The sequence below is a fragment of the Leuconostoc sp. LN180020 genome, assembly GCF_014844115.1.
Lineage (GTDB): Bacteria > Bacillota > Bacilli > Lactobacillales > Lactobacillaceae > Leuconostoc > Leuconostoc citreum.
In genome coordinates, this window is the sequence record NZ_CP039736.1 from 863,412 (window position 1) to 875,605 (window position 12,194).

Consider the following 12,194-nt stretch of genomic DNA (forward strand, 5'->3'; position numbering starts at 1 on the left):
ATTAAAAAAGTTAGACCGTTTATGGTCTAACTTTTTTTGTAGTGAAACCTTGTTGAAAAGTAACAGGCAAAGTTGTAATTGTTGCTTGGGATACGGGATGCTGTGACGCCATTTGTTCGTATAATTTTTCCACAGTTGTTTTGGCAATGGCTTCTACAGGCTGACGTATTGAGGATAAAAAAATTTTTTGGCGTTTATAAACATGCGCAGCATCAAAACCAATAATTTGGACAGTGTTGGGAACATCAATATGCTGTTGCATAAGCAGATGCCAAAAATCACTGGCATACTCATCGGCATCTGAAAATATTCCATCGTAAGCAAAATCATGATTGTGAGTATGATTAATAATGAATGCTTCAAAGTCGTTAATGAAATCAGGTGAGTCAGAGGCCAGAAAGGTACTAACTGATAGGTTATTTTTAGTACAAAAATCTTTAAACCCTTTTTCTCGAATACTAGATATATTTTTAACAGGTGCTTTAGAAATAAAGAGCAGTTTCTTGGCACCGAGCGTCTGTAATTGTTTGGCTGCTAATTGACCGCCTGCATAGTTGTCAGATACAACGAGAGGAAATTGAGGCGAAACAGGTTTTTCGATAGCCACGAGTGGAATATTAGGAGAGACAATATCAGCAATATCGGAATATGACATGGTAATAATGCCAGCTACTTTTTGCATATTAGCCATTTGAATGTAATCAATTTCATCTTCGGGATTACTATTAGAATTGCATAAAATCATTTTATAGCCAAATTGATTTAATGATAGCTGCATGTGGTAGCTCAATTCTGAAAAGAAAGGGGTGTTGACCGTTGGAATAATTAGCACAACGTAATTTGACTTGTTGGTTTTGAGCGCTCGTGCAGTAGCATTGGGCACGTAATTTAATTGCTCAATAGCTGCTTCTATTTTCAATTGTGTTGCTGGTTTTGTACGACGACCATTGATGTAATTAGATATCGACCCTCTCGATACTCCAGCAACGCGCGCAACATCATTCATATTAACCACTAGTCATACCTACTTTTATTTTCTAAAAAAACGTCTGATACAGACGTTTTGACATGTTAAGGTTGAAACCTACCTGATAGTATTTTATCAAATAATTCGGAAATTTGCTTTTGTTTCATCTGATCCATTTGACTAATTTCAAGGTGATTAAAATCTTTAATTAAATAATATGTTTCTAAGTAGAGTGTTAATTGTTGTTTGATGAACTGTGTATTCGTTGTTTTCGGCTCTTTTTGTGTATTGCGAATGATTGTCATCGCAAATTCAGTGGGATCGATTTGTAATTTGTCTTCGGATAGCATGTTTATTTCCTCATTTCATTAGTTGCTGAAGGCTGCATCCTCGGCAGCTTCTTTTTGGTGTTTTGCATTAAGTTCTTGTCGCATAATCCGTTCTTTGTTTGGCGTGAGTTGATAGAATAAAATAAGAATAAAGGATAGTACGAGTGCGAGTAATGGGACCCAAACGTAGTTTGCTTCAATACTAAAGAGCGAAGCAGCTGTTTGCGTTTTATTTGGGACGTAGTGACCGATTGAGAGTAGTAGGCCAGTAATGGCGCCACCTAAGCCCATGCCGAATTTTGCTGTAAAACTTGAAGCAGAAGTCACGATACCTTCGGCACGAACGTTATTTTTCCATTCACCATAATCAACGGCGTCAGCTAATAATACCGCGATTAAAGCACCGACAAAGCCGTTACCAAAGTTACCGACAATTGTGCCTAAAATAACAGTTACTGTGCTTAAAGTCCAAGCGCCGAGGCCCAAAATAAGTTGACCGACAATACTAATCAGTAGACCGCCCAGCAAGGTTCGTTTCTTGCCAATTTTTGTTACGACGTAAGGGGTTAAGAAAACAGAGACAAGACCAACGGCATTAAAGAACAGTGCAAGAGAAACTAAACCAGGTTCCTGTAAGTTATATTTGAAGAAGTAAATAGTGACTTGACCTTTAGTTTGCATACCCAGCCAGTAGACAAAATTGAGACCAATCACAATTAACCATGGCCAGTTACGCTTAAGGGCTTTGAGAGATGTTTTAATCGGCAATGGTTTTTGAGACTGCCGTGTTTGGACACGCTCTCTTAAGTTAGCAAAAACAAATAAATAAATGACGAAGAATACCAAAGCAGCAAGGACAGCTAACCAAAAGAAGCCACGCCGTGGATTATTTGCGCCACCAAACAGGCCAACTAATGGTAACGCTATAACAGAAATTAAAGTACCACCAAAATTTGAGAAGAGTGAGCGTATCGTAGATAAGACAACGCGCTCATCAGGGTCTGCAGTCATACTTGGCAGAATCGATGTCAAGGGGATGTTGACGGCCGAATATAACACATCAATACCAATATAGGTGACATAGGCCCAAACGATTTTCCAGGTCATGGGGAGATTGGGTGTGGTGAAACAGAGAATGGTAAAAATAGTAAACGGGGCATTAAACCATAAGAGAAATGGTCGACTACGACCCCATTTTGTATGTGTGTGGTCAATCATAATACCCCAGAAAGGACCATCTAAGGCATCAATAACACGAGCAACTAGCATTAAGGTACCGACAGCGGCAGCAGAAATACCAAATACATCCGTATAAAAATACATTAAATAAGTGCCAATAAGACTAAAAGTAAAGCTGCAGGCAAAGTCACTGGCACCATAACTGAGTCGTTCACGCCAAGGCAGTTTTCCTGTAATATAATTATCCTGTGCATTTATATGATTATCCATGATACAAGACCTCCTTGTTAATCAGTTGCAGCAGTTGATTGATAAAGGTAGACTTTCGTTTCATAAGGGCGTAGTGTGCTGCCTTGATCATCGGTATAATTTTGAACAATTAATTTATGATCACTTGGTATGTCGTAATGGCGCGTGAGTTGATTTGCAGTAAAATTAGCTATGACTAGCAGTGTTTGATCACTGTTTTGACGCGTATAAGCAAAGACTTCTGTATCTTTCTCATTGCCTGTTATTAAACTAAAAGTACCGTTTGTTACAACAGGCAAAGTGTGGCGCCATTTGATGAGTTGCTTATAGAAATTGAAAACAGAGTTGCTGTCTGATAGTTGCTGTTGCGCATTTACCTCGGTATGGTTATCGTTGACAGGCAACCAAGGCTTATTTTGACTAAAACCGGCGTACTGGCTGTTATCCCATTGCATCGGTGTACGTGCATTATCGCGAGAAGTTGTCTGTAAGTAACGTAGCATAGTTTCAGGTGAGACAAGTGCTTCTTTATCAACGAATTCATGATAGGCATTGAGAGATTCCAAATCACGATATTGTGATAAATCATGCCACGCGCTATTGGTCATTCCCAGTTCTTCACCTTGATAAATATAAGGCGTACCTTGCATGAAGTGTAGCATAGCACCAAGCATTTTAGCTGAATAGTCACGATATTGTGGATCATCGTCACCAAAACGTGAGACTGCGCGCGGTTGATCATGGTTGTTCCAATAGAGACTATTCCACGCTTTGCCGGCTAATTGTGTTTGCCACTTAACAAGATTTTCTCTCAAGTCAACTAATGAGACACGACGATCAGACCATTTTCCTAGTATAGGGTTCACATTACCATCTAAGCTGACATGTTCAAATTGAAATACCATATTTAACTCTGAACCATCGAGGTTAGCGTATTTGTCAGCTTGTTCCGTTGTGACACCGGCAGTTTCGCCGACGGTAATCCAATCATATTTTGATAAGACTTCTTGGTTCATTTCTTTGAGATATTGGTGTACATGGGGACCATTGGCAACAGCTTGGCCAGCATCTTCATAAGGTTGGCCTTTACCTGCGTGATCATCTGTTAAATTGTTTGGTTTAGATATTAGTGAAATGACATCCATTCTAAAACCATCAATACCCTTTGCCGCCCACCAATTCATCATACGAAAAATGGCCTTGCGAACTTCCGGGTTATCCCAGTTAAGATCAGGCTGCTCTTTAGCAAATAGGTGTAGATAATATTGTTGGGACTGTTCATCGTAGGTCCAAGCAGGGCCAGAGAAAAACGATCCCCAGTTATTTGGTTCATGACCGTCAACTGGGTCGCGCCAAATGTAATAGTCGCGATAAGGATTGTCTGTTGATGAACGACTTTGTTTAAACCAATCATGATCGCTAGAAGTATGATTAACGACAAGATCCATCATAATCTTTAAACCACGTTGATGAGCTTCAGTAACTAATGCATCAAAATCAGACATTGTGCCTAAGTCAGGGTTGATACTTTGGTAGTCTGAGATATCGTAGCCACCATCAATATTAGCAGTTTTATAGACCGGATTAAGCCAAATCACATCTGCACCTAACTGCTTAATATAGTCTAGTCGACTGATGATTCCACGCAAATCACCTAGGCCATCTTGATTACTATCTTGAAAGCTTTTGGGATAAACTTGATAAATAACGGCTTGTTGCCACCACTTTGAATTGTTCATGTGATACATCTCCTTTATTGTCATAACGACTAAAATGGAACGTTCCATTTATCAACTATAGTATATGCCTAAGTGTCATTTTATGCAAGCGCTTACATTTTTATGTAACAAAAAAAGAGTGACTAATTTGATACTTTTGGAAAGCACCATTGTTAGTGACTCATGAATTGTTTGAACTATATCAGTTTATGCATTGAAACGTTGTAAATCTTCAATACTAGTTACTTGAAAACGCTTTTTCTCAAGATGCTTTACCAGTTTTTGTAGTTGTGGACTATCGACACTAATTGGCAGTGTGAACATAAGTGTTACTGTTTCACTAACGGCTTGTAGGCTTAGTACCGACTCAATGTTTGAATAACGTGCAATGATACCAGAAATGAGCTTGAGATCACCTTGTGTATTATGTGATGCAATCGATACAGCCACACCACCAGTGCGAACAGACCAACTTTGTGACAATAAGTCCATTAAAGCATCATGCGTGAAAATCCCAGTAAAATAATGATTTTCATCTAGAACAGCAATAAATGGTAAATCGCGAATAGCAAAAAATACCTCATAAAACTGACTAGTCGTATAAATGAACTTAGTCGAGTTACGCATGATAGCGGTAACTGGCAAATTCATATCACCTTGCTTTGCAATGTGTTCATAGACGTGTTGTTTGTAAACGTTTCCCCGAAAAAGCTTGCCAGATTCATCTAAAATTGGCATTGTCCGTGTGTGAGCCTCTTCAGGAGAATTAAATAATTCATTTACTTGTGCAATCGTTGTATTTTCAGTTACGGTTGTAATATCTGATTTTGGTGTGATAAATGACTTATGAATCATATCTATATCCTAAAATTAATTTTTTTATCATGAAATAGCCATATATCATGATAACACAGAATTCTGTTATACTGGTATATAAGATTAAGAAATTTATTAAGGACACACGTATAATCAATATGAAGTATGTTATTGGATTGGGAAATATTGGCACGAAATATGAGAAAACACGTCATAATATTGGATTTATGGCAGTAGATAATTTTGCTGAAGCACATCATGTCGCTTTTTCGCCCAGCAAACAATTTGCAATTGTGGGCAAGACATCGACTAATGGGGAGCAAGTGCTAATCGTCAAGCCAACAACCTACATGAATGATTCAGGGAAAGCAGTGCGTGCACTGTTAGACTACTATGGCGGGCACATCGATAGTGATGTTTTAGTATTAGTTGATGATATGGATTTGCCATTTGGCAAGTTGCGTTTTCGAGGCAAAGGGTCAGCTGGTGGGCATAATGGGCTAAAATCTATCATAGCGCATACTGGCTCACAAGCTTTTTTGCGTTTAAAATTTGGGTTAGGTCATCCACAGCATGAGCAAGAGGCTGTGATTAATTATGTTCTTGGTCAGTTTACACGTAGTGAACAACCAGAAATTGATCAAATGCTAGATCGGAGTACACAGGCCATTGACATGTGGCTATCAGGGGCCGAGGTATCACAACTAAGTAATCAATTTAACGGATAATAGGCGGTAGTAAAATAATTATGACAAATGTGTTAACTGATTTTCTAGCACAAACCGACACAATTAAAACATTAAATCAGCATGCGCGCCCAACAACACGACAACTTTTGCTAGGCGTGAATGGTAGTGCTAGAGCTGCAAGCATTGCCGCTTTATATCAGTCAAATCCGCGACAGATGTTAGTCATTACGGACACCCAGGCACATGCTGACCAAATGTTAGCCGATTTATCTGGCTTAACCCCTGAAGCAATAAGCTTTCCGGCTGAAGAATCCTTAGCAACTGAGATGGCCATTAGTTCACCTGAATTACGTTTGCAGCGCGTCTTAACGTTACTCAGGCTGCGTACACAACAGCCATGCATTGTTGTGACTAGTCTTGCAGGTGCCGAACGCTTTTTACCGGAGCCAAGTACTTTAGATCAGGCGTCACTATCGTTGACTGTGCAAGCACGATATGACATTCATCAGATTAAAAATACTTTGATGATGATGGGGTATATACCCACTAAGCTAGTACAAGGACCTGGTGAGTTTGCACAACGTGGTGCAATTGTTGATATTTACCCACTAACTGAAGACAATCCTATTCGATTAGACTTTTTTGATGATGAGCTCGATCAGATTAAAATATTTGATGTTGAGACACAAAAAAGTATCGCTGTGCTTGAAGCGACAACGATACAGCCGGCAACCGACTTGATTGTCTCGGAAACGCGCTATGAGCAAGCAAAACAAATAATTGAAGCACAATTTAATACTTATCGTACGACATTATCAGGCATTGATAAAAAGCATATTACAGAGGGCTTTGCGGCAACGCAATATAGGCTTAGTAATCACACCCGTGATAACCAGCTGTTACCTTATGCACTGCATTTCTTTGGTAAAGAAACCAATTTATTAGACTATTTTGATGGGCAAGCATTAGTCGTTATTGATGAGTATACACGCCTCAAAGAAACAAGATTACAGCAGTTGACGCGTGACCAAGAGTGGTTATCCCATCAACTTGAAACTTATCAAATATTGCCACATCAATCCTTACGTGCAGACTTTGATCATATTGTTTCTAGTATGGCCCAACCATTTATTTACTTAGCTAATTTTCAACGTGGTCTCAATAAAATTCATTTCACTAACATTGTTGAAGTGACGACAAGGCCTGCTACTCAGTATTATGGTCAATTACCGGCAATCAAAAATGACCTTGTTTACGCGCAAGAATCGGGAACAACGGTTGTTATGCTAATTAGTGAACCGCAAAGAAGGCAACATTTCGGTCAATCGTTACAGGACTTAACGGTGCCACTGCATGAATCAAATCATTTATTAGTTAATGAAGTACAGTTGGCAGATGGCAATCTATCAGCTGGATTTGAATGGCCTAAACTTCATTTAACTGTTTTAACAGAGCACGAATTGTTTACCCAGTCGCGGCGGCCTGCACCGCGGCAACGAAAAATAGCCAATGCTGAACGTTTAAAATCATATAACGAGCTCAATGTTGGTGACTATGTTGTGCATATTAATCATGGTATTGGTCGTTATGAAGGCTTACAGACTATCACTGTAGATGGTGGTAAGCAAGATTATTTGTCGATTGCCTACCAAAAAAATGCTAAGATTTTTATTCCAGTCACACAGTTAAACCTGATTCAAAAGTATATTGGTGCCTCGGATGCAGCAAAGGCGCCCAAGTTAAATAAATTGGGTGGTGCAGAATGGGCAAAGACGAAGCGACAAGTTGCAGCCAAAATAGAGGATATTGCTGATGATCTCTTGGATTTGTATGCGCAAAGAGAGGCTTTGTCAGGATATGCCTTTCCACCAGATGACACCGCCCAATTACAATTTGATACTACATTTGGATACCCTGAAACACCAGATCAAATTCGTTCTATTGAAGAAATTAAGGCAGATATGCAAAAAGAACGACCGATGGATCGGTTATTAGTTGGAGATGTTGGTTTTGGAAAAACAGAGGTTGCCTTGCGTGCTGTATTTAAAGCAGCACATGCTGGGAAACAAGTTGCATTTTTGGCGCCAACCACAATTTTAGTGCAGCAGCACTATGAAACGATGCTGGCACGGTTTAGTGACTTTTCAGATATTCGTATTGGCGTCTTGAGTCGCTTCCAAACACCAGCGCAAAATAAAAAAGTGATCAAGGAACTTGAAGCACATGAACTTGATGTAGTGGTTGGTACACATCGATTATTAAGTCAAGATGTTAACTTTGCTGATTTAGGCCTACTCATCATTGATGAAGAACAACGTTTTGGTGTGAAACATAAAGAACGTCTGAAACAATTACGAAACAATGTTGATGTGTTAACGTTGACAGCCACGCCAATTCCCAGAACACTTAATATGGCCATGGTTGGTGCGCGTGACTTATCCGTCATCGAGACGCCACCCGCTAATCGTTATCCAATTCAAACATATGTTCTTGAAGCGGATTGGACAATTGTCAGAAATGCGATTGAAAAAGAATTAGCACGAGACGGTCAAGTCTTTTATCTGCACAATCGTGTGGCAGATTTAGATCGCGTTGCCAGTCAAATAGAAGACTTAGTGCCATCTGCACGTGTAGCCAGTATTCATGGGCAAATGTCAGAAACGCAATTAGAAAGTGTGCTTTATGACTTTTTAAATGGCAACTATGATGTGCTCGTGACCACAACTATTATTGAGACGGGTGTGGATATTCCTAATGCGAACACGCTGATTGTTGAAAATGCTGATCACATGGGGCTTTCACAACTTTATCAACTACGTGGTCGCGTTGGTCGTTCAACACGTTTGGCCTATGCTTACTTTACTTATCCATTCACACGTACACCTAGTGAGGAAGCCGAAAAGAGGCTGGAGGCTATTAGAGATTTCACTGAACTTGGCTCTGGCTTTAGAATTGCCATGCGAGATTTAAGTATCAGAGGTGCAGGTGATTTACTTGGTAAGCAGCAGCACGGTTTCATAGATTCTGTTGGTTATGACATGTATACACAAATGTTAAAAGACGCCGTGGCAAAAAAACAAGGCAAAGTAACGCAAAATCAGCAACCAGAAACAGATACAGAATTGATATTGGGTGTGTTGGCTTATTTGCCTGACGACTATGTTCCTGATAATGCGCAAAAAATTGAACTTTATACGCGTATTAGACAAGCAAAATCAAATGAACAGTTTGAAGATATTGAAGCTGATATGTTAGACCGTTTTGGCGACATGCCAGATGAGGTCGCACGCTTGTTATTGGTTGGGCAAATTAAATCACTAGCTGATCAAACGCAGTTAGTCTATATTAGACGACAAAAAAATCAGTTAACCCTACAGTTTAATCATGATGCAACCGAAAAATTAGCTGGAGAAGCAATTTTTGAAACCTTAGCTGATGTGCCACTTAAAGTCGCCGTCCGAACAGAAGCGGGAGATTTACAGGTGATAATGACGGTTGATGATGTTGCTGAAAGTAGTATATGGTTAATTATTTTACGTCAGTATTTATTGACTGTCTTAGAAAAAGAGCAAAATATGACGAGCAACCAAATTTAATTAAAAGGAAATAAATTATGCGTTTAGATAAATATTTAAAAGTGTCACGCTTAATCAAGCGTCGCACTGTTGCAAAAGAAATCGCCGATCAAGGGCGCATTTCAATCAATGGGAAGGTTGGCAAATCTTCTTCTGATATTAGTACAAATGACATACTAGAAATAAGGTTTGGCAACAAAACACTAACCGTTAAAGTATTGAAAATTGTCGAAACGACTAAAAAAGAGGCATCTGCAGATATGTATGAAGTGATTAGTGAAAAGTATGAGAATGATTTTCGTACGCCGAGTGATGAGACGCCAAAAGTTTAAGTATTGTTAAATATTCTTGTAAAAATGATAAGAACGTGCCAAACTAGGACTAGGTAAAGTTCATGTCGACTCAAAAAAGAAGACAATTGAATAGGCAGCATGTTAATCCTGAAATACAGCAAATTATCCGAAACTCAGAATCGGCAAACATGCAGGCAAGGCGTCACTATAAAAAGGCGCATGCTAGTCGTGAAAAAAAGATTCTGTTTTTTGGCGCGGTCATCGCAACTATTTTTGCAGTACAGCTGCTTGTTAGCCAAGTGAAACTACACACGGCTAATGCGACTTTAACAACAACACAAAGTCGCTTGACATCAATACAAAAAACAAATGATAATCTTAAGGCTGATGTTAAACGCCTGAATGATCCAGCTTATTTGCAGCAAATTTTGCGAGATAAGTACGGTTACACTAAGCAAGGTGAACTAATCTATAATTTGCCTTCGGATAAGCAGTAATAGGGCACCGGAATGGTGCTTTTTCTAATATGATTAATAAAATTGATGAACAATTACGACGCTATGCTTGGGAAGCAACGATTATTGTGGCTGTTTCAGGCGGAGTAGACTCGGTTGTCTTGCTCCATGCTTTGCGTCAATACTTACCTGACACCAAGTTAGTGGTTGCGCATGTTAACTATCATCTTCGTAAAGAAAGTGACGGTGATGCGCTTTTTGTGCGTCAGCTTGCTACGACCTATCAAGCAGCTTTTGAACAAATAGACTGGTCAATTATGCCTAGTCATGCTGTGGAAGAACAAGCACGTGAGTTCCGCTATCGTTTTTTTGCGCGATTGGCTGGCCAGTATCGAACCAAGACTATTGTTGTTGCACACCATGCCAATGACCAGGCTGAAACAGTGTTACTCAAATTAATCCGTGGCGGACGGTTGGAACAGCTGGCGGGGATGTCAGTAAAAAAACGCTTAGTTTTGCGTCCCTTTTTGGGGATAACTAAGCAGCAACTGATAACTTATGCACAACAACATCATTTATCATGGCGCGAAGACGACACTAATTTTGATGCGACATACACGCCTAGAAATCTTTTGCGAAATATTGTCATACCCGAATTGAAGACAATTAATCCGCAAGTGGTTAATCATGTGAATAGCTTTGCCAAGCAAATAGCCGAACAATCTGAACTTATCTCTTTTCAAGCGAAACAGTACTTACCGTTATTGACAAAGGATTGGACCAAAATTCCTGATTTGTGGCTTGAAGTCACGTTAGCCGCTTATTTACATGAGCAGAAGGTATATCGGTTTAAGCAACAGCAATTAAAACAAATTCATCAATTGCTGATTAATGAGAAAAAACCGACTGGTTCGATTCAATTATCTCACACGGTTGTGTTAATTAAGAATTATCGGCAGGTTTATCTTAAAAAAACAACAGAAATACCAAATACAGTGCAAGATTTGCCGACACTTATGTTAAAATTAAATCAATGGCAAAATTTTGCAGATGATGTATATTGTTGGACAACAAATCAGCCAGTTAACTCTGACAATAGTTTTGTCTTTGGCTTGGTTGATGAGCTGCCAGCTATATACTTGCGCCCAGTAAAAACAAGTGATAAACTTGCACTCATACATGGGCATAAAAAACTGCGACGCTTAGCGATTGATGAGAAATTATCACAAAATGAACGGCATGATATGGTCGTTTTATCAACACCAAATGACGATGTGATAGCCGTACGTGTTCGTCAGCGTTGGCGTTTAAGTGCAAATTTTGTCAGCAAACAAGATGCAACCAATTATTGGCTTGCATGGCGAATTGAGGAAAAGTAGTGGATAACGATATACAAGAAGTGTTATTTGACCAGGCTAGTATTCATAATGCTGCCTCACGCTTAGGTCAAAAAATTACACAAGATTATGCAGGCGAAAAACCGATTGTTTTGTCAGTGTTGAAGGGCGCGTATCTTTGGACAGCTGACTTGTTGCGAGAAGTTGATTTATACGTTGACTTAGAGTTTATTAACGTATCTAGCTACCATGGTGGCGTTAAAAGCACCGATGAAATTACACTGGTGACAGATATTCGTTCCGATGTTAAAAATCGACAGGTCATCATTCTTGAAGACATTGTTGACACTGGACAATCATTGTTGTTCATGAAAGATTTGTTACGCAAGCGTGGTGCAAAGTCAATTAAAGTAGCAACCTTGTTAGATAAAAAAGAAGGTCGTAAGGTATCAATTGATGCTGATTATGTCGGCTTTGATGTGCGTAACGAATTTGTTGTTGGCTATGGTTTAGACTACAAAGAAATGTACCGAAACTTGCCATATGTTGGTATTCTGAAAAAAGAAGTTTATACTGACTAACTTCTA

11 protein-coding genes are annotated in these 12,194 nt (G+C 39.3%); 6 read left to right on the plus strand and 5 right to left on the minus strand.

Going from position 1 to position 12,194, the window contains the following annotated elements:
• Positions 1 to 19 precede the first annotated feature (19 nt).
• The 5 genes from FAZ25_RS04610 to cbpA form a co-directional block, all read right to left on the minus strand.
• The gene (locus FAZ25_RS04610) at positions 20 to 1,006 is read right to left on the minus strand and encodes a LacI family DNA-binding transcriptional regulator (protein ID WP_004905433.1); all 987 of its coding nucleotides are present in this window, start codon (positions 1,004 to 1,006) and stop codon (positions 20 to 22) included.
• 65 nt (positions 1,007 to 1,071) lie between these two features.
• Complete coding sequence (locus FAZ25_RS04615) at positions 1,072 to 1,317, minus strand: hypothetical protein (RefSeq protein ID WP_004901528.1); 246 nt, start codon at positions 1,315 to 1,317, stop codon at positions 1,072 to 1,074.
• A gap of 18 nt (positions 1,318 to 1,335) precedes the next feature.
• On the minus strand, positions 1,336 to 2,745 hold the full coding sequence (locus tag FAZ25_RS04620; RefSeq protein ID WP_004905432.1) for a glycoside-pentoside-hexuronide (GPH):cation symporter: 1,410 nt from the start codon (positions 2,743 to 2,745) through the stop codon (positions 1,336 to 1,338).
• A 17-nt stretch (positions 2,746 to 2,762) separates the two neighbouring features.
• The gene (locus FAZ25_RS04625) at positions 2,763 to 4,463 is read right to left on the minus strand and encodes an alpha-glucosidase (protein ID WP_004906718.1); all 1,701 of its coding nucleotides are present in this window, start codon (positions 4,461 to 4,463) and stop codon (positions 2,763 to 2,765) included.
• Positions 4,464 to 4,649: 186 nt separating this feature from the next.
• Positions 4,650 to 5,297, minus strand: a complete 648-nt coding sequence (gene cbpA / locus FAZ25_RS04630; RefSeq protein WP_004901521.1) for a cyclic di-AMP binding protein CbpA — start codon at positions 5,295 to 5,297, stop codon at positions 4,650 to 4,652.
• Positions 5,298 to 5,416: 119 nt separating this feature from the next.
• Here cbpA and pth point away from each other — a divergent pair, with 119 nt between their 5' ends.
• The 6 genes from pth to hpt all read left to right on the plus strand — a co-directional run bounded on the left by pth (position 5,417) and on the right by hpt (position 12,188).
• Complete coding sequence (gene pth / locus FAZ25_RS04635) at positions 5,417 to 5,986, plus strand: aminoacyl-tRNA hydrolase (protein ID WP_004906714.1); 570 nt, start codon at positions 5,417 to 5,419, stop codon at positions 5,984 to 5,986.
• Positions 5,987 to 6,006: 20 nt separating this feature from the next.
• The gene (mfd, locus tag FAZ25_RS04640; RefSeq protein WP_004906712.1) at positions 6,007 to 9,543 is read left to right on the plus strand and encodes a transcription-repair coupling factor; all 3,537 of its coding nucleotides are present in this window, start codon (positions 6,007 to 6,009) and stop codon (positions 9,541 to 9,543) included.
• Positions 9,544 to 9,560: 17 nt separating this feature from the next.
• Entirely contained in the window at positions 9,561 to 9,854 is a 294-nt protein-coding gene (locus FAZ25_RS04645) for an RNA-binding S4 domain-containing protein (protein WP_004905425.1), read from the plus strand.
• A gap of 62 nt (positions 9,855 to 9,916) precedes the next feature.
• Positions 9,917 to 10,312, plus strand: a complete 396-nt coding sequence (locus FAZ25_RS04650; RefSeq protein WP_004906709.1) for a septum formation initiator family protein — start codon at positions 9,917 to 9,919, stop codon at positions 10,310 to 10,312.
• A gap of 29 nt (positions 10,313 to 10,341) precedes the next feature.
• A complete protein-coding gene (gene tilS, locus FAZ25_RS04655; RefSeq protein ID WP_004906705.1) occupies positions 10,342 to 11,649 on the plus strand; it encodes a tRNA lysidine(34) synthetase TilS in 1,308 nt (435 codons plus the stop codon).
• The gene (hpt, locus tag FAZ25_RS04660) at positions 11,649 to 12,188 is read left to right on the plus strand and encodes a hypoxanthine phosphoribosyltransferase (protein ID WP_004901507.1); all 540 of its coding nucleotides are present in this window, start codon (positions 11,649 to 11,651) and stop codon (positions 12,186 to 12,188) included. The genes tilS and hpt overlap by 1 nt, the downstream gene beginning before the upstream one ends.
• The last annotated feature ends 6 nt before the right edge of the window (positions 12,189 to 12,194 follow it).

Bases quoted from the DNA above. Each gene is read 5' to 3' on its own strand.
- FAZ25_RS04610 (WP_004905433.1), bottom strand. From the start codon at position 1,006: ATGAATGATGTTGCGCGCGTTGCTGGAGTATCGAGAGGGTCGATATCT.
- FAZ25_RS04615 (WP_004901528.1), bottom strand. From the start codon at position 1,317: ATGCTATCCGAAGACAAATTACAAATCGATCCCACTGAATTTGCGATG.
- FAZ25_RS04620 (WP_004905432.1), bottom strand. From the start codon at position 2,745: ATGGATAATCATATAAATGCACAGGATAATTATATTACAGGAAAACTG.
- FAZ25_RS04625 (WP_004906718.1), bottom strand. From the start codon at position 4,463: ATGAACAATTCAAAGTGGTGGCAACAAGCCGTTATTTATCAAGTTTAT.
- cbpA (WP_004901521.1), bottom strand. From the start codon at position 5,297: ATGATTCATAAGTCATTTATCACACCAAAATCAGATATTACAACCGTA.
- pth (WP_004906714.1), top strand. From the start codon at position 5,417: ATGAAGTATGTTATTGGATTGGGAAATATTGGCACGAAATATGAGAAA.
- mfd (WP_004906712.1), top strand. From the start codon at position 6,007: ATGACAAATGTGTTAACTGATTTTCTAGCACAAACCGACACAATTAAA.
- FAZ25_RS04645 (WP_004905425.1), top strand. From the start codon at position 9,561: ATGCGTTTAGATAAATATTTAAAAGTGTCACGCTTAATCAAGCGTCGC.
- FAZ25_RS04650 (WP_004906709.1), top strand. From the start codon at position 9,917: ATGTCGACTCAAAAAAGAAGACAATTGAATAGGCAGCATGTTAATCCT.
- tilS (WP_004906705.1), top strand. From the start codon at position 10,342: ATGATTAATAAAATTGATGAACAATTACGACGCTATGCTTGGGAAGCA.